We start from the raw sequence: 18043 nt of genomic DNA, 5'->3' as shown, positions 1-18043 counted from the left end.
GACCATTGGTAAAAGAAATAGGGCCATTCCGGACGGGAATAAACCGTTCAGAATGGCCCTACAAATTTAGTAGCCAGTCGATTATTTCTTGTCGATGCGGTACAAGCGACCCTGATCCGTTATGGCGTACAGCGCACCGTCATTGCCCTGGGTTATGTCCCGAAAGCGCTGATACTCATCGGCCAGTAACCGTTCTTCACCCACTACTTTATCGTTGTCAATGATAAGTCGCAGCACGTGCATGCCACTCAGCGAGCCGATGAAGAGGTTATTCTTCCACTCTGGAATACGATCGCTGGTGTAGAACGTCATGCCACTCGGCGACACGACAGGGTCCCAGTAGTAAACGGGCTGTTCGAGCCCTTCTTTTTGCTGAATGCCCTCGCCCACTTTTTCACCGCTGTATTCGATGCCATAGGTGATTGTCGGCCAGCCGTAATTCTTACCGGGTTTGATGTGGTTGAGTTCATCGCCCCCCCTTGGTCCGAATTCAGCCTCCCACAGATCGCCCGTTACCGGATGAAACGCAAGACTCTGCACGTTCCGGTGTCCGTAGGAATACAATTCAGGCCGGGCACCCGCTTGTCCTTCAAATGGGTTGCCGGGCGCGGGTTTGCCCTCTTTCGTAATGCGAATGACCTTTCCCAACCCCGAATTGATCGACTGTGCCTGCGGGCGGGTTACCAGATCCGACCGTTCGCCCGTGCTAATCATCAGGTTACCGTCTTTATCGACCAAAATCCGTCCGCCGTAGTGCAAATTCCCGTTATATGCCGGTGTGGCCCGGTAAATAACGGTTGCCCCTTCGATCTTTTTCTCATCGGCAGACAATTTTCCTTTGGCTACCGACGTCAGATTGCCGTCGGGACGGGGTTCGGAAAACACCCAGTATACCATGCGGTTCGTCGCAAACTGGGGATCAACCCGAATGCCCAGCAAGCCACCCTGGCCCGATGAATTAACTTTAGGAATACCCGCGATCGGCTCCCCGACTTTGCCCGCTGCGGTGACGATGCGCATCGCTCCTTCCCGCTCGGTAACGAGCAGTCGCCCGTCGGGTAAACTGGTGATTCCCCAGGGGCTCTTCAACGCTTCGGTCAGGACCTTACCTTCGTAGCTGGTCGCTGATTTGACCCCGGCGATTCGGGTCTGACCCGGAAAAGCAGGCTTGTAAGCGGAATTGGGTTCTTTGGTTTCTACCGAAGCAAGGCCACCTGCTCCCGACGAAGCGGTTGTTTTTTCGGACGACGTACTTTGCCCGCAGGAGGCAAACGCCAGCGAGGTGCCAGCCAACACCATCAGAATTCTGTTCTTCATGATTCGTTCAGTTAGTTACCCGTTCGGATACGCAGCATTCGCCAGCTACCCTTAACGACTGCACAAAGATACCACGCTTGAGCGGATGAAGAACGGGTTCGTCCGCTTTCAGACCATCAATTCATAAGCGATCCGCCCAAACAAGTGCCTACACGTGGATCGCAGCGAAGCAGGGTAGCCGTACTTACGCTAATAATCACTTATCTCTTTGACCGATTAATCGCATTACTCGTTATATTCGCCCAACTATAACGATATACATCAAGATATCTTCCTTTGTCTGAATCTGTATGCTCAACGCTACCCTTCTTTGGTTAAGCTTAACAACCCATGTTCCTACCGACACCATTCCCACCCCCGATACATTACAGGCCAGAGAGCTGACGGAAGTTGTCATCTCGGCCTCGCGCGCGTCAGAATCCATCCTGCGTTCGCCGGTTAGCATTGATGTGCTGGATGCCCGACGCATCCGATTGTCGGCTCAGCCCTCCTACTTCGACGCCATCGAAACGATCAAGGGCGTTCAACTGCTGACCTCCAGCCTGGGGTTTAAAGTTTATAATACCCGTGGATTTGCCGCAACGACCAACGTTCGCTTTGTCCAGCTCGTCGATGGCCGGGATAATCAGGCGCCCCACATCGGCGCACCCATTGCCAGCGCGATGGCACCCTCCGATCTGGACATTCAGCGCGTCGAACTCGTGCCGGGTGTCGCGTCGGCCCTCTACGGCATGAATGCGCTGAACGGCCTGGTCAATATACTAACCCGTAATCCATTCGATTCGGAAGGCTTGAGCATTGGTCAGAAAACGGGTCTCAACCATGTGGGGGATGCGACTGTATCGTCCAAGCTTTATTCGGAGACCAGCATCCGGTATGCTCATCGACTGGGCAACCGATTTGCGTTCAAGGTGAATCTGGTTTATCAGGGGGGGTACGACTGGGTAGCCGGAAACCGGGACGACCTGAACCCGAATGGTAACGCGTCTTTAAGTTTGTTCGGCGCGGATAATCCCGCGTATGATCCCGTTAACGGCTACGGTAACGAAGCGGCCAACCGGCGGACACTCACGTTGGGCGGCAAACGATACAGCATTGGCCGAACGGGGTACTACGAAGCGGAGGCTACCGACTATGGCCTGAAGAACCTGCGGGGTGATTTGTCGCTTCATTACCGATTCTCACCAACGGTCGAACTGGCTTATACCTACCAGGGCGCTATGCTGAACAATGTCTATCAGCGCACGAACCGCTTTCGGCTCGAAAACTACCGGCTCGATCAGCATAGTCTGACGCTCACAACGCCCTCCATTCAACTCCGTGCCTACCGAAGCCACGAAAACACGGGCGAATCCTATAATATCCGATCGATGGCCGAAAACATCGATAAGTCGTTTAAAACCGATAATCAGTGGTTTACCGATTTTACCGGCCAGTTTAACAAGGACACACAGGCTGGTATAGCCGTACCGGATGCGCTCAGAGATGCCCGGTCTGTTGCCGATCAGGGAAGGCCAGTACCCGGTACGCCGGCGTTTAACGACCTGATTGCGAAGCTTCGTGACATTAACAACTGGGACATTGGCGCGGCCCTGCGGGTACAGTCCTGGATGTATCACGTTGAGGGGCAGGTCGAACCGACGCGGGTGTTGTGGAAACAGTTTCGGGAGCAGACAGGTCTGACGATTCAGGCTGGGTTCGATTTTCGGCGGTACGTCGTGTTTCCCGATGGTAACTATTTTATCAATCCGACGGAGTCGGGTAAAAACCTGGTTTACGGCAAAACGGGGGGATTTGTTCAGCTAAGCCGGACGTTTTTCGACAACAAACTAAAGGTAGCCGGTTCACTGCGTCTCGACAAAAACTACTACTTTGCGGCCCGGCTTAATCCCCGGCTTTCGGTCGTGTATTCGCCAACGGATAATCATAACATCCGCGTTTCCTACCAGAATGGGTACCGGTTCCCCTCTCTGTTCGAAGGCTTCACCAACATCAACTCGGGGGGGGTGAAACGCGTGGGTGGCCTGCCGATCATGTCGCAGGGCATCTACGAAAACGCGTACCTCGTCACCTCCATCAACGCCTTCCAGGCGGCTATCACCACGGATGTGAACACGAACAAACTGACAACGGATCAGGCCATTCAGAAAAACAAGGGACTTCTTAAAAAAAGCCCCTACACCTACCTGAAGCCCGAGCAGGTTGCTAGTTTCGAAATCGGTTACAAGGGACTGCTGTTCAAGCAACGGCTTTTTGTCGATGTCGATGCGTACTACATGGCTTATAAAAACTTCATCGCGCAGGTAAACGCCAACCTGGCCAGAGGCACAAACCCTGACTCTTTGGTGTATTATTTTTCGGCTTCGACCACCCAGGATCGGTATCGGCTCTGGACCAACTCACAAACCAAGGTGTTCAATTACGGGGCCAGTCTGGGGCTTCGTTACAGCCTGACAACGGATTGGTCGGTAGGTGGCAACGCGTCGTTTGCCCAACTCGACCGGGCCGAAAACGGCGACGGACTGGAGAGTGCCTTCAATACCCCCCGCTGGATTACGAATCTGACTGTGTCGAACGGCAATGTCTGGCGAGGCATTGGCTTTTCAGTGAACTACAAGCATCAGGACGCGTTTTTGTGGCAGTCGGAGTTAGCGACGGGTACGGTTTCGGCGATCAACACGCTGGATGCGCAGGTCAGTTACCGGCTTCCTAAACTAAATCTGCTGGTGAAGGCGGGGGGCACGAACCTGCTCAATCAATACTATTACACCTTTATTGGTGGTCCTTCGGTGGGCGGACTTTACTACACGAATGTAGTGTGGGAATGGGGCAAGTAAAAGGGATTACCTTTTCGACTGCGGTAGCCAGAGACGGTCTTCATTTGCCAACACTGCCTACTGTACAGATCGACCTGGCAGGCTCCCACTCCCCCGCACAAAGGAAGAAATCGACGGGGTTGTCAACGAAAAAAAATGACGATCAATCATCCACCACGCCAACGGGGTCTTTTTGAGCGGATAAACACATACCCCGGCCCGATTGCGGCTGGGGTTTATTTTTATGCGTAAATTGCGGTGTTACTCAGGAAAATTGGGCGCTGTTTAAGCCAAAAATCAGCCAATTGCGGACGGTATTGCGCAGAATCAGTGCTTTTTAAACGCCTTTCTCTTAGCCTGGGGAGCCTCGTTTTACCCAAAAAGTTGCTTTACTCTTCATGAATACCACCGTTGCGTTAGTCATTCTGATTGCCTATTTCGGGATGTTGATTGCCGTCTCGTTCTACACGGCCCGGGGAGCCGACACCAACACATTTTTTACCGCTAACCGGCAGTCTCCGTGGTGGTTGGTCGCTTTTGGTATGATCGGCACGTCCTTGTCGGGGGTTACGTTTATTTCCGTACCAGGAGCCGTGGGCAAGATCGGCTTTTCGTATTTCCAGGTGGTGCTGGGCTACATCATCGGTTACCTGGTCATCGGGTCCGTCCTGATGCCGCTCTACTACCGGCTGAACCTGATTTCTATTTACGGGTACCTCGAAAAACGATTTGGCTTCTGGTCCTACAAAACCGGTGCGGGCTTTTTCCTGCTGTCAAGAACGGTGGGGTCGGCCGTGCGGCTCTACGTGGCGGCTGGTGTTTTGCAGATTGCTCTTTTCACTCCGCTGGGCGTTCCGTTTGAGATTTCCGTACTGATCACCATCGGCCTGATCTGGATTTATACGTTCAAAGGGGGGGTTAAAACCATCATCGTGACCGACACGCTCCAGACCGTATTTCTGGTAACGGCCGTTATTCTGACGATCTATCTGATCTCGAACGAATTAAACCTCTCATTCGGCGGCCTGGTGAAGACCGTTAACGATAGCCCCATGTCACAGATTTTCTACTGGGAGGGCAACGACGCCAAGAATTTTTTTAAACAGTTTATTTCCGGAGCCTTCATCGCCATTGTGATGACGGGGCTGGATCAGGATCTGATGCAGAAAAACCTGACCTGCAAAAACATTGGCGAAGCCCAGAAAAACATGTTCTGGTTCACCTGTACGTTGGTTGTCGTCAATTTTCTGTTTTTGAGTTTAGGGGTTTTGCTGTACGAATACGCGCGTCAGGAAGGTATTGCCATTCCCGCCCGCACCGACGATCTGTACCCGTTACTGGCGCTCAATCATTTGGGTTTGCTGGTTGCCATCACCTTTCTGCTCGGCATCACAGCCGCCACCTACGCCAGCGCCGACTCCGCTCTGACCGCACTGACGACCTCCTTTTGTATCGACTTCATGAATGTCGAAAAACGCCCGGAAGCCGAGCGGTCCAGGATTAAACACATCGTACACATTGGGTTTTCGCTACTGTTCTACGTTGTGATCATTGTGTTCCGGCAGCTCAACAGCAAAGAAGTCATTACCGCAGTATTTGATATTGCGGGCTATACCTATGGCCCGCTGCTCGGTCTGTATGCCTTCGGCATTTTTAGCAAACGCCCGGTCATCGATCGATTTGTGCCGTATATCTGCTTGGTATCGCCCGTATTCACGTACATTGTCAACGAAAACTCAGCCGCCTGGTTTAATGGCTATCAGTTCGGTTTCGAACGATTACTTCTCAATGGCCTATTCACATTCGTAGGCTTGTTAGCAATCTCAAAATCAGTGCAAAAACCAGAACCGATAACGGCATAGGTGCTCTATTTACTCTTTCTGCGTTATGAAATTTACTCATTGCCTCTTTAGTATACTCCTAGCCATTCAGCTTTCGGCTACGGCGCAGTTCCGGTTTTCGCCCGAAAAGCCCCAGGTCGGGCAAACGGTGTCCTTTACGTATACGCCCCAATCGACGCCCCTGGCTACAGATAGCACGCTTGAAGGTCGCTTTGTGTTTTATGGTGCACCGAATGCCATGCACCTCAGTCGCCCCACGACCGCAACGCTAGCCCACCAGGGTAATGCGTTCGTTGGGCACCTGTTCGTTCCGTTAAGGGGGGCAACGGGTATCATGATGGCGTTTCGGAACAGTAAACAACCCAAACGCATTGACCTGAACAAAGGACAGCTGTATGTCATCCCGATCAGTGATGCCAACGGTCAGACCGTTCCGCACGCGATAGCCGGGCAATCATCGGTATTTACGCGCAGTCATTTTCTGTACGAACTCGGCAGTCGTCCCGATCAGAATCGGGTCGTTTCGTTATACACGATCGAGTTTCAGCAGAACCCGACGCTTTACCCGATGTATTGGTCAGATTTTCTGGCGGCCCAGATCAAGCAGAAGAAACCCGGTTACGGACCGAAGGTAAAACTGGGCATTGATACGTATCTGGCATCCCGCCCGACACCTACGGCAACGGAGCTAACCGAAGCCGCTGCGCTCTACGAAAGCATGGGCGATTTTCCCAAAGCGACAGCCCTGCGCGAACGCATGAAAACGCTGGACCCCGCTGGTTCGCTGGTGCAGAAAGACCGGGCGGCCTCCATTCGGAACGAAACCGACTGGACACGCAAAAAGGCAGCGTACCAGGCTTACCAGCAGGAGTTCCCCAATTCATCCTACACGCCCGCATTGACGGTTATGATGACGGATGGATACTTTAAAAACAATGACATCAAGGGATTACTTCCCTTCGTCGAAAAGCAACCCGTAGCGCACACGGATGTACTGATGCTGAACACCATGGCCTTTCAGTTGGCCGATGAACGACGGTCGTTACCCGAAGCGGAACAACTGGTCAAACGGGCGATGACTGTGCTGAAAACGCAGCCTAAACCTGGCGACGTTACGGGAAACTGGGACGCGGAAAAGCAGGTTCGGCAGCGACAGCTCATGAACACGTATGCCCGTGTGCTCGAACAGCAGGGTAAGTACGCCGAAGCCTATACCGCTTATCAGGATGTGATGGTGCCGGATGACGTGGAAAACAGCGACCCACGTACCAACGAACGCTATTTCCTGTGCGCCCTCCAGGCCAATCATGCGGCCGATGCCCAGCCAATGGCGGAAGCGGCTATCCAGGTCGGCAGAGCGACTCCCCGTCTGAAAACCGTTTTGCGCGACTGGTATGCCAAACAGCCCGGTAACACAGCGGCCAAAGCAGACACGTACCTAGCCAGCCTGGAAGCTGACATACGGGCCGATCAGCGCGACGAACTGCAACAGGTGCTGATTAATGAACCAGCTCCCGCTTTTTCAATGACCGATTTACAGGGGAGAACGATTTCGTCGGCGGCTTTACGGGGTAAAGTGATTGTACTCGATTTTTGGGCAACCTGGTGCGGTCCCTGTATTGCGTCGTTTCCGGCTATGAAACAAGCGCAATCGAAGTTTCAAAACGACCCGAACGTGCAGTTTTTGTTTGTCAACACGCGGGAAGGCGGTCCCTTGCAGCGGGTCCATAACTTCATGAACAGGCAACCGTATAGCACGTATGGCTTTATGGTCCCGGTTGACGCGAACCAGCGCGTATCCAAAGCCTACAAGGTTCAGGGCATACCCACAAAGGTTGTTATTGGACCCAATGGGCGCGTTCGGTATCGGCAGATCGGCTACTCCGGCGACCCGGAAGCGACGGTCAATGAGCTAACGCTGGTGGTGGAAATGCTAAAGGATGGCAAGTAAATAATTTCGACAGATCAACCATTCCGCTCATTCATGTAGTTTACGATGGCAATAGGCAAAACAATCAGACTGTTTTTGATAGAGGGCGATCCTAATGGACGAATGAGTTGTGAATTATCAAACTGGACGGGAAAAGCATTTAAAATACCAAGAACAAAGGTTAAAGATTGTATAGATAGAAAAGAGCTAAAAGGAACTGGAGTCTATCTCTTATTCGGTAGAAATGAGCAAGGCAATGAATTAGTGTATATAGGCGAAGCTGAAGTTGTACTGGATCGACTCAACCAACACTTATCGCAGAAAGATTTTTGGCACGAAACAATCGTATTTACGAGTAAGGATGAAAATCTGAATAAAGCCCACATCAAATTTCTCGAGAGTAGACTATATGAACTGGCAAAGTCAGCTAAACGATAAACGGTCCTTAACGAAAATACACCGACTAAATCTGCAATATCCGAGCCCGACCAAGCAGAAATGCAAGAGTTTATAGACAATATTCGTCTGCTCCTCAACACATTAGGTCACAGAGTTTTAGAAGAGAAAAGAGAATCAAATGCACCTTATGAGCAGACAAAACAGTCTTTTCTCTTAAAAGGGCCGAGGGGTGTAGACGCGCAGGGAGAGCCAACGGCAGAAGGTTTCGTTGTTTTCCAGGGCTCGAAGGCATCTGTTGCAGCCGTGGCTTCTTGTTCTGATACCTTGAAGCAATTACGCACCAAGTTGGTAGCAGAGGGGAAACTGGTGCAGAAAGACGAAGCATTCGTATTTACAGAAGATTTTTTCTTTAGCAGTCCTTCGACAGCAGCATCAGTAGTCTTAGGACGAAGCGCAAATGGACAGATGGAGTGGAAAACATTCAATGGAATCGCTTTAAAACAGTACGAATCTATTTCAAATTAAGCAGGGCAGTCAAGATGCAGACGGCTACTTTTTGACATGCCGACGAAGCTGCCCTTACTTCCATTCTCGCAGCTACTTTGTTAGCCGGCCCCTGTTTTAGACTATGTTAGCCTTATCGATTACTTAGTATGACCATTCGACTCGCTACGCTTGCCGATCTTCCGGCTTTGCTAAACCTGCTTAAACGCATCATTCCGCTCATGCGCGAAGGTGGGAACTTCCAGTGGGACGATCACTATCCCAACGAAACCGTTTTCCGTCAGGATATGGCCAAGGATCAACTTTGGGTAGCGGAGATAGACGGTCAGCTGGCGGGGGTAGCGGCCCTGACGGAAGACCAGGAACCCGAATACGCGCAGGTGGGATTCGATCTTACCCAACGGGCTATCGTGACCCACCGGCTCGCCGTTGACCCTACCTTTCGCGGACAAGGGGTAGCGGCTGCTTTACTGAATCAGGCCGAGCAACTTGCCGTTGAACGCGGTGTCCGTTTTCTTCGCATCGACACGAATTCGGAGAATCAGGCAACCCAGAAACTCTTCCCGAAATTAGGCTATACCTACGCCGGAGAAATTACGCTCAGCTTCCGGCCAGGACTGCGCTTTGTCGCGTACGAAAAAAAGCTGTAAGGCAGCCGCCGGTAATCCGTCAGGCTGGGTACGTCCGGACTCTTACGGACTGGTCAATCGCTGATCCGGACGTACCTGTGCGGGTAAGGTTTAGCGCTACCTGTCTTTCTTGCTGGCCCGGTTGGCTTGCTTGATCGTCTGTTCAATCATATCCCATTGGTCAGTCGTCACGTTTTCCAGGTGGTTAAACTCCCCAGCCGCCAGCACTTCACCCCCGTCGATGGTTATGCTCTCGCCCGTGATATAGCCGGAATAATCCGACAGCAGAAAAGCGGCCAGATTTGCCAGTTCGCCATGTTCACCGACGCGGTGGAGTGGGATCCGGCTAGTTGGGTCCATCATACTCGCCAGAGGTTCGGGAAACAGTCGGTCCCAGGCCCCTTTCGTTGGAAACGGACCGGGCGCAATAGCGTTGAGCCGGATGCCGTATTTGCCCCACTCAGCCGCCAGCGATTTGGTCATGATCAGCGCCCCGCCTTTCGCCACGGCGGATGGCACTACATAGCCCGAACCCGTTGTAGCATAGGTGGTTGAGATATTCAAAACCGTACCGGGAATTTTGTTTTCGATCCAGTATTTGCCGACTGCCAGCGTAAAATAATACGTACCCCGCAAGACAATATCGACGATGGTATCGAAGGCTTTGTAAGACAGTCGTTCGGTTGGGCTGATGAAGTTACCCGCCGAGTTGTTGAGCAACCCATCGATCTTACCAAATCTCGCCAGGGTTTCGGCAATCACCTGTTCAATTTCCGCCGGATTCCGGACGTCACAGGCTACCGCCAGCACCTGACCGTTCGTCTCGGCCATCAGTTCCTGCGCCGTTTCGTCGAGGACAGCCTGCCGACGACTGCAAATCGTCACGTTCGCTCCGAGTTGCAGTAAATACCGACTGATCGACTTGCCGAGTCCGGTGCCGCCACCGGTAACAATAATGGTTTTGCCCTGCATGGCTCCCTCCCGGAGCATTCCTGTTGTGTTCATAGCTTTACGCGTGATAGGGCAATTGAGTGATTTGTGATTGAGTGAAAAGCGAAAGAGTGATTGAGTGAACGAAATCCAACGCTGACTAGATAATGATAGTCAATCACAAATCGCTCAATCACTCTTTCGCTCTTTCACCCGTTTAGTAACCCCGGTTTGTCTTTTTGTTAAATTCAGCCTTGCGCTTTTCCATTGTGGCCTGAATGGCTTCGCTAAAATCGTCGGATTGGAGTTGCGATGAATTCCAGACAGCCACGTATTGCAAACCATCCTCAATGGATTTGTTCAGGCTGTAGTTGAGCACCCGCTTGGCTCCCTGTACGGCCGTGGCCGGATTTTCGGCAATCTGTCTGGCCAGCGTAGCGGCTGCGTCGAAAAGCAGATCAGGGGTATCGTAGACGTGGTTTACCAACCCAATTCGTTCGGCAAAGGCTGCATCGTAGTCAGCGCCCGTAAACGCCATTTCGCGGGTGAAGCCCTGCCCGATAATGGGCGGTAGAAACTGCAAACCACCAATATCGGGCGTGATGGCCAACTTCGCTTCGCGCAGGCTGAATGTTGCCTCGCGCGAACAGAGTCGAATGTCGGCAGCCGCGATCATATTGACGCCCCCGCCAATGCACCAGCCGTGGACAGCGGCAATCACGGGTTTGGGCGACTCGTGCATTTTCTGAAAGCCCAGCTGCATCTGCCGAATCTGGGCCATCAGATCGGCGCGCTGGTGCGCCACCACAGCCCCGGTCGTCATGGCAGCTAGTTTAGGCATCATCTGCGGCAGATTCAGGCCGTAGCTGTAGTGATCACCACTCCCCCGGAAAACAATACACCGAATGTCGTGCATCCGGTTGATTTCGTCCATTGCCCTGGGCAGTTCGTCCCAAAACTCCGGACCCATCGCATTCCCCTTGCCCGGACCCAGTAATGTAACGGTCATGACGCCACCCGATTCGGTAAGGGATAGGGATTTATAAATAGAGTCCATATTAATAGTATGCTTGCATACGGTTCGCCTAAAGATAGTAGGATTACAAGAAATAATTATTTTACATACAAATAGTGAGTAAATAAAGATAATACATACATTTAAGGGTTAAATTGATTGTAGACGATACTTGGCCAGTTAATGAAAGGAACGAACCTGGGCGAATTTGAAGAACTGGTCCTGCTGACCATTGCGGCTCTCGTTAGCGATGCCTACAGCGTTGCTATTTGTGATGAGCTGGAAAAATATACTGGGCGGTCTGCCAAGTTAGGCGTCGTTCATGCGGTATTAAATCGGCTGGAAGAGAAAGGACTGGTAAAAAGCCAGTTGGGCGAATCGACCAGTGCGAGGGGTGGCAAACGAAAGCGCTATTATGAGGTAACACACGCGGGTAAAGTGGCACTGCTAAAGGCCAAAGAAATACGCGAAGCGCTCTGGCGCATCATTCCTGGCTTTAATCTGGAAGGCTCGTTATGAAAACCGTTAACAACCGAAATGTCGGACCACGAAATGTCGGGCCACAAAACCCAGAACCACCGCAGCCACCTCGCTGGGCGCAGCGTCTGCTTGCCTGGTATTGTCGGCCCGACTTACTCGAAGATTTGCAGGGCGATCTGCATGAATACTTTGAGCGTAATCTGAAAACCAAAGGCTCCCGACGGGCACGACTGATCTATTGCCTCGATGCGCTGAAGTTTTTCCGCTTGTATACCATCCGCAAACCCGATTTTCTGAACCTGTTCATCCACTGGATCATGATTGGCAGCTACCTCAAAACCTCCCGGCGCAGCCTGGTGCGCAACAAATTATTTTCCTTTATCAACATTTTCGGCCTGGCCGTCAGTATGTCGGTGGGGCTGCTCATCATTGCGCTGACTACCGATTTACGGTCGTACGATGATTTTCAGGTCAAGAAAGACCGAACGTACCGCGTCATCACGACGTATAAGAATCTGGATCAACCGGCGGTTGATTTAGCCTCTACATCGATCAAGGTCGGCAAAACGGTTCAGAAAACAGTGGCTGGTGTAGAAGACCTGACGATTCTTCGCAACGGCTTTTCGGGGGATGCTCACGTGGGCGAAACGGTCATACCACTGAATGCCCTGTGGGCCGACCGTTCGTTTTTCAAGGTGTTTACCTTCCCCCTGCTGGCTGGTGATCCGGCAACGGCCTTGAAAGAACCGTACTCGCTGGTATTAGCCGAAAAAACGGCCCGTAAGCTGTTCGGAGATATAAACCCACTTGGTAAATTCGTTCGGTTCGATACCCTGAATTACGTTGTGACCGGCGTGGCAAACGATGTTCCCAAACGCTCGCATCTACGGTTCGACGCGCTCGTTTCGTTCGCTACGGCAGAGGCCCAATTCGCCAAAACAGATCCCAATTTCTACAGCTGGGAGAATGTGTGGCAGAATTATGTATACCTCGTTTTACCCGAAACCAGTAATCCAAAATCGGTACAGACCGCGCTGGCGAACTTGAATACCCAGGAAAATGCGGCTCTGAAGAATAGATCGTTTACGGTAACCCTCCAGCCGTTAAAAGAAGCGGCCCTGGGGCGGAAACTCGACAACGCCATTGGGCCGACCATGCCGCCTATTGTCGTCTGGATTTTGGGCGGACTGGCCTTCGTCGTCATCCTTTCCGCCTGTTTTAATTACACCAACCTGTCCATCGCCCGGTCGCTCCGGCGCTCGCGGGAGGTGGGCATCCGCAAACTGGTGGGTGCCCTGAAAAGCCACGTGCTGGGGCAGTTTATGGCCGAATCGGTACTCATTTCTCTGATGGCGCTGTTTTTTTCATTTTGCCTGTTCTTAGTCTTGAGAACCCAGTTTCTTGCCCTTGACCCACGCATTGGCACCCTCGTCACGCTCGAATTATCGCCCCGTATCATCCTTTACTTCATCACCCTGGCTATCGGCGTTGGGCTGGCTGCCGGTTTTTTACCCGCCTTGTTTTTTGCCCGCATCAACGCCCTCCAGGTGCTTAAAGACGTAACGGCTATAAGTCTGTTTCGCCATATTAGCACACGTAAGGCGTTGATTGTCATTCAGTATACCCTTTCGCTGGTCTTCATTGCCACAACGTTGATCGGGTACAGCCAGTATCGGGGCTTTATCGCCTTCGATCTGGGCTTCACGACCGAGAACATTCTGAATATTCGTTTACAGGGAAACAAAGGAAACCTGCTGTCAAAAAAACTGGCGGAAATTCCCGCCGTGCGCGCCGTTTCCCAATCCATGATGATAACCAGTCTGGGCAGTATTCATGGCACCACCATGAAATACCAGGATCCGAATGATTCGGCAATGGTTTGGCTTAATCAGGTCGACGAACAGTACTTGCCCGTCCACAACCACAAATTGCTCGCCGGAAGAAATTTCACCCTACGCCCCAAGAAAGGCGAAGAGCGCGAAGTCATTGTGAATGAACAGGTTTTGAAACGGTTCAATATTGCGCAAGGAAATCCCGAAAAAGCCCTGGGTCAGTTTGTGACAGCAGACGGTCAAAAGCTGGCTATCGTGGGTGTTCTCAACGATTTCCACTACGGCAGTGTGGATCGAAAGATTGAACCGGTCATCTTCCGCTATTCATCCGAAGAACCCTGGGGCTACCTGAACGTCAAGATTGCCGCCACCGATTTACCGGCTACCATGGCGAGCATTGACAATGCCTGGCGAACAATTGACAAGGTTCATCCGCTGGATGCCAAATTCTACGACGATCAGCTTGAGGAAGCTTACAGCCAGTTCTCGGTGGTGCTCAAAGTAATCGGCTTCATTGCGTTTCTGGCCATCTGCATTGCCTCACTAGGCTTATTTGGCATGGTTGTGTTCACCACCGAAACCCGCTTGAAGGAAATCAGCATTCGTAAGGTGCTGGGTGCCAGTGAAAGCGGTTTGATCTATCTATTGAGCCGTGGCTTTTTGGGAATGCTTGCCGTGGCTACGTGCGTTGCCCTACCAGTCACCTACTTCTTTTTCGACCGCGTCGTTTTGACCAACTTTGCCTATCATCAGCCCATCGGTTTAAGCAATCTGTTGTTGGGTGTAGCGATCGTTATGGCCCTGGCTTTCCTGCTGATTGGCTCGCAAACGGTAAGAGCTGCCCGAAAAAATCCGGCCACCGTGCTCAAGAGTGAATAGACCGCGCCCCTACCCGGTCATTCGGATCGTGTAGGGGCCGGTAAACTTGATTTTGCCGTTTAACTGAAGCCGCTTGACCGTGATGGTTTCATTGAGGGTCATGGTGTGCCCAGTGTTGACTTTAACGTATTCATTCGCGAACGGAACCCGGCCAACCGTCCACATGGATCGGTCCATCCAATTACCCGAGGCCAGTGTTTCGACGGTATCCGAAAACAGCGATACCGTCGGAAATTCCCGAAATAACAGATTGCTGGTTGTAGTGGGGGGCGAGCCAAACCAATCGTTCAGCACGTCGGTGTAAATGCGCCGGAAATCGATTTGCATATTGATTTCCTTATTACCTGACTGCCCTGTCAGGTTCGCCAGATCGGGGTTCTGACCGATAGTCTGGTGTTTCACATTTTTTCCAAACACAAACATCGGAGCGGCCACGCCATGATCGGTCCCTTTGGAGTTGTTTGAATTGGCGCGTCGGCCAAATTCGGAGAAGGTCATTCCCACCACCCGATCGTCGGTACCCTGTAATTTTAAATCCTGCTGAAACGTAGCAATGGCCGTCGACAGTTTGCCCAGCAACGTGGCATGTTCGCCCTGTGTTACGTCACTGCTGTCCACCTGGCCCGAATGGGTATCGAATCCGCTCAGGGAGACAAAATAGATTTTCGTTTTCAGACCGCCGTGAATCAGGCGGGCCACGATCTTTAACTGATCGGCCAGCGAATTTTTAGCGGTCGAGGCCGGGTAGGTTGCCAGATTTTTACCCGCATCAGCCGCCCGTTTGATCTCGGCTGCGTAGCCCACCGACAACGATTGTTGTTTCCGAATGAACGAAATCAGATCACCCGCATCGCAGCAGGGAAGGTCGCCCGGCGATGTAGCATCCCCCGATCCAACCAGCTGATAGAAGCTATTGGGGTCGCTCAACGCAATACCCATCGACTGCTGGCTCCCGAGCAGGGCCGTTGAGGTCAGGTACCCGATCTGAATGGCCAGCGGATCTTCCATTTGCGCATTGGGATAGCCAGCCGGATAACCGGGGAACTGTCCTTCGAGATACCGACCGGCCCAACCCGATGTTGAGGTCTGGTTCGCATCAACGGCGGTCATCCAGATGTCGGTCGACCGGTAATGCGACTGATCGGGATTCGGATACGACACGGAATGAACGATCGATAGTTTCCCGTCATTATACAGATCGCGCATACCGGTCATGGCCGGGTGCAGGCCCGTAGCCGGATTGCCGTCCAGCGCTAAAATCTTGTTCTGCGGAATCGCAATGTTCGACCGCAGCGCGTTGTACGTGGATAACTGATCAACGGGAATGACCGTATTGAGGCCGTCGTTGCCGCCGTTCAGGTAAACGATAACCAGCACGCGGTCGCCGGTAACCGCCGTAGTGTTTAACAGCGACTGAACCAGCACCGACTGCCGGTTCATGGCCTTCAGTCCGAAACCATCCAACAGCACGGGCAGAACACTCGCGGATGCCGCCGTTAGGAAATCTCTGCGTTTCATAGAATAGCGTGCGTTATACCGTAGCCGTTAAAAAATATGGTATTCAGCCATGCGAAGCATGTATTTCATCAGGTTCTGCAAACGCCACGTCACCGCGTTTTTTTTGTTCGTATCGGTCGGCGCATTTCGATACGCGTTCCATTCGAATGTCCACGACGTGCGCGGAATGCCCTGCATCATGATCGTATCGATCAGGAAATCTTTCTGGGATTGCAACAGCTCAATAGCGAACAGGTTTTTCGAGAACCCGGCCTGCACATCTGCACAGGAGATAGCGGGTGTTCCGGCGGTATCGGCGAAATTAGGCTGTAACGAAGTGGCCCAGGCCAAGAGGTCGATGCCCATTTTGTACCCAGGTTTCACTTCAAGCCACCGCCAGATATACGCATCGGTATAGTCACTTCGCAGGGCAATGGTAGTGGTATTCATCCAGATTTTCGAATAGCCTGTCTGGTAATACGCTTCGTACCCAAACACAGACGGCTGATCGATGAGGGCCATCTGTAGATCGCGCATCCGCCAGTACATGAAGCTAAAGTACTTATTGAAGGCTGCATAATCGGTAGTCATGTCGGGCACGGGCTGATTGAAAAACCGCATGGCCCCAACAGCCATATCAGCCGGTGATTTGACGATAGCGCCTTTGTTGGCGTCGTCGAAGAAGATCTGGCTCGTCAGTAGTTTAACGATGACCGGCTGGATGGCGTAGTTATTGCCGGCACTCGAAAAGAATTGCGCCAGCGGGATAATGACGTTATCTTCAATCGTTTGCGTAATGTTGGGATTAACATACCAGCGATACAGCTTCCGGCAAATAAACCGGGGGGTTTGTGGGTGGTTCAGGAGCATCGTCACCAGATCGTCCAGCTCGGCATCACCCGCCGTCACCGTTGCCGATGGATCTGTCGCCCGGCCCGTAATCACGGTCGAATTGTACCGGGCCGAAAACGTCTTGTTGGTCGAATCGTGCTTGCTGTTGACAAACTTTGTCGCAAAGCTCGTTGACCCTCGCACCCAGTAGTTTGTATATTTCCAGCCGGTTAGCACTCGGGCGGCTGCTTTTACGTCGTCTTCGGTGTAATTTTTATTTCCTGCGAAGTCAACGGCTCCCACCGTAAACAATTCCTGAAGTTCGCGGGCATAGTTTTCATTCGGCTTCCCCACTTCGTTCTCGTCGCCATTGAGATAGCGCAACATGGCGGGCTCCTTGCTGATCTTCGTCACCAGCGTGCGGAAATTGCCCAGCGCGTTATTGCGCAACAGCAGCAGGTACTGATTGACAAAGCGGTAATCATCAACCACTTCGCGGGTTGCCACGAAATGATTTTGCCAGAAAAGCGTGAGTTTATCGAGCAGACTCGGCGGGGCCGTCTGCGACGTCATCAACCCCAGCCACCAGTAGCGCAGGTAATGCCCAAAGTCGAAATTGCGATCCCCGTTGAATGGCTTATCCAGGTAGGTTTGTCCGGCCGTCGGTTCGGTGGCATCTATATCGACCGGCGGTGGCGGAGCATAATTAGCATTATTGATCAGCTGTTGTACTGCCTGGGTGGCCGTCAATCCGGTAAAACTAGTGATTTCAGCCTGCGTAGGGCCAAAGGTGGCCCGTCGGAGCAGATGGGCAGCCTGAGCAGTTGTTAACGCTGGTGCGTACGTGTCCAGATAGGGCATTCGGTCAACATGGGTTAGTTACGGCAGCTACGTATAACGTGCCAACATTCGGAGCCCGCTACCGTTTACACTATAAAAATCTTCATTACCAGGTAAATAACCAAATTACAGACAACTTTTATTCTACTATTATTCTCTTTTTGTTTACTGCGTGTATAAAACTGGAGCCGAGATTACTTATCCGCCGTCATCCATTTCAGCCCAGCGAATACCCGTTCGACTGCGGTGGTAACAGCGTCAATCCGGCATATCGGAATGATTGCGACCGATTAATGGTTCATC

13 protein-coding genes are annotated in these 18043 nt (G+C 52.1%); 8 read left to right on the top strand and 5 right to left on the bottom strand.

Annotated elements, in window-relative coordinates:
* Window positions 1-81 precede the first annotated feature (81 nt).
* The gene (locus GK091_RS12145; RefSeq protein ID WP_164037981.1) at window positions 82-1317 is read right to left on the bottom strand and encodes a PQQ-dependent sugar dehydrogenase; all 1236 of its coding nucleotides are present in this window, start codon (window positions 1315-1317) and stop codon (window positions 82-84) included.
* Window positions 1318-1607: 290 nt separating this feature from the next.
* Here GK091_RS12145 and GK091_RS12140 point away from each other — a divergent pair, with 290 nt between their 5' ends.
* The 6 genes from GK091_RS12140 to GK091_RS12120 all read left to right on the top strand — a co-directional run bounded on the left by GK091_RS12140 (window position 1608) and on the right by GK091_RS12120 (window position 9457).
* A complete protein-coding gene (locus tag GK091_RS12140) occupies window positions 1608-4154 on the top strand; it encodes a TonB-dependent receptor (RefSeq protein WP_164037979.1) in 2547 nt (848 codons plus the stop codon).
* 377 nt (window positions 4155-4531) lie between these two features.
* On the top strand, window positions 4532-5995 hold the full coding sequence (locus tag GK091_RS12135; protein WP_164037977.1) for a sodium:solute symporter: 1464 nt from the start codon (window positions 4532-4534) through the stop codon (window positions 5993-5995).
* Window positions 5996-6020: 25 nt separating this feature from the next.
* Entirely contained in the window at window positions 6021-7925 is a 1905-nt protein-coding gene (locus GK091_RS12130; protein WP_164037973.1) for a redoxin family protein, read from the top strand.
* 45 nt (window positions 7926-7970) lie between these two features.
* On the top strand, window positions 7971-8342 hold the full coding sequence (locus tag GK091_RS29425) for a GIY-YIG nuclease family protein (RefSeq protein ID WP_212592957.1): 372 nt from the start codon (window positions 7971-7973) through the stop codon (window positions 8340-8342).
* Window positions 8343-8402: 60 nt separating this feature from the next.
* Complete coding sequence (locus GK091_RS29420) at window positions 8403-8828, top strand: DUF4357 domain-containing protein (RefSeq protein WP_212592956.1); 426 nt, start codon at window positions 8403-8405, stop codon at window positions 8826-8828.
* Between the two features lie 128 nt (window positions 8829-8956).
* Window positions 8957-9457 carry a GNAT family N-acetyltransferase gene (locus tag GK091_RS12120; RefSeq protein ID WP_164037971.1) on the top strand — a complete coding sequence of 167 codons (501 nt, stop codon included), beginning with the start codon at window positions 8957-8959 and terminating at the stop codon, window positions 9455-9457.
* A gap of 96 nt (window positions 9458-9553) precedes the next feature.
* On the opposite strand, the gene GK091_RS12115 is transcribed toward GK091_RS12120, so the two are convergent.
* Entirely contained in the window at window positions 9554-10441 is an 888-nt protein-coding gene (locus GK091_RS12115) for an SDR family oxidoreductase (protein ID WP_246202217.1), read from the bottom strand.
* 142 nt (window positions 10442-10583) lie between these two features.
* Window positions 10584-11423, bottom strand: a complete 840-nt coding sequence (locus GK091_RS12110) for a crotonase/enoyl-CoA hydratase family protein (protein ID WP_164037968.1) — start codon at window positions 11421-11423, stop codon at window positions 10584-10586.
* 141 nt (window positions 11424-11564) lie between these two features.
* Here GK091_RS12110 and GK091_RS12105 point away from each other — a divergent pair, with 141 nt between their 5' ends.
* Both GK091_RS12105 and GK091_RS12100 read left to right on the top strand, forming a co-directional pair.
* Window positions 11565-11900, top strand: a complete 336-nt coding sequence (locus GK091_RS12105; RefSeq protein ID WP_164037965.1) for a PadR family transcriptional regulator — start codon at window positions 11565-11567, stop codon at window positions 11898-11900.
* A complete protein-coding gene (locus GK091_RS12100) occupies window positions 11897-14572 on the top strand; it encodes an ABC transporter permease (protein WP_246202216.1) in 2676 nt (891 codons plus the stop codon). Before GK091_RS12105 ends, GK091_RS12100 begins: the two co-directional genes overlap by 4 nt.
* Before the next feature lie 9 nt (window positions 14573-14581).
* Here the strand turns inward: GK091_RS12100 and GK091_RS12095 are convergent, their stop codons facing one another.
* Window positions 14582-16090 (bottom strand): DUF1501 domain-containing protein, encoded by a 1509-nt coding sequence (locus GK091_RS12095; protein ID WP_164037962.1) that lies wholly within the window; start codon window positions 16088-16090, stop codon window positions 14582-14584.
* 27 nt (window positions 16091-16117) lie between these two features.
* Complete coding sequence (locus GK091_RS12090) at window positions 16118-17761, bottom strand: DUF1800 domain-containing protein (protein ID WP_164037960.1); 1644 nt, start codon at window positions 17759-17761, stop codon at window positions 16118-16120.
* Between the last annotated feature and the right edge of the window lie 282 nt (window positions 17762-18043).

Origin of the sequence: Spirosoma agri, from assembly GCF_010747415.1 — a bacterium.
GTDB lineage: Bacteria > Bacteroidota > Bacteroidia > Cytophagales > Spirosomataceae > Spirosoma > Spirosoma agri.
This window is presented reverse-complemented; position numbering and strand designations above follow the sequence as displayed.

Coding starts and splice junctions, on each gene's coding strand:
- GK091_RS12145 (WP_164037981.1), bottom strand. CDS start 1,317: ATGAAGAACAGAATTCTGATGGTGTTGGCTGGCACCTCGCTGGCGTTT.
- GK091_RS12140 (WP_164037979.1), top strand. CDS start 1,608: ATGCTCAACGCTACCCTTCTTTGGTTAAGCTTAACAACCCATGTTCCT.
- GK091_RS12135 (WP_164037977.1), top strand. CDS start 4,532: ATGAATACCACCGTTGCGTTAGTCATTCTGATTGCCTATTTCGGGATG.
- GK091_RS12130 (WP_164037973.1), top strand. CDS start 6,021: ATGAAATTTACTCATTGCCTCTTTAGTATACTCCTAGCCATTCAGCTT.
- GK091_RS29425 (WP_212592957.1), top strand. CDS start 7,971: ATGGCAATAGGCAAAACAATCAGACTGTTTTTGATAGAGGGCGATCCT.
- GK091_RS29420 (WP_212592956.1), top strand. CDS start 8,403: ATGCAAGAGTTTATAGACAATATTCGTCTGCTCCTCAACACATTAGGT.
- GK091_RS12120 (WP_164037971.1), top strand. CDS start 8,957: ATGACCATTCGACTCGCTACGCTTGCCGATCTTCCGGCTTTGCTAAAC.
- GK091_RS12115 (WP_246202217.1), bottom strand. CDS start 10,441: ATGAACACAACAGGAATGCTCCGGGAGGGAGCCATGCAGGGCAAAACC.
- GK091_RS12110 (WP_164037968.1), bottom strand. CDS start 11,423: ATGGACTCTATTTATAAATCCCTATCCCTTACCGAATCGGGTGGCGTC.
- GK091_RS12105 (WP_164037965.1), top strand. CDS start 11,565: ATGAAAGGAACGAACCTGGGCGAATTTGAAGAACTGGTCCTGCTGACC.
- GK091_RS12100 (WP_246202216.1), top strand. CDS start 11,897: ATGAAAACCGTTAACAACCGAAATGTCGGACCACGAAATGTCGGGCCA.
- GK091_RS12095 (WP_164037962.1), bottom strand. CDS start 16,090: ATGAAACGCAGAGATTTCCTAACGGCGGCATCCGCGAGTGTTCTGCCC.
- GK091_RS12090 (WP_164037960.1), bottom strand. CDS start 17,761: ATGCCCTATCTGGACACGTACGCACCAGCGTTAACAACTGCTCAGGCT.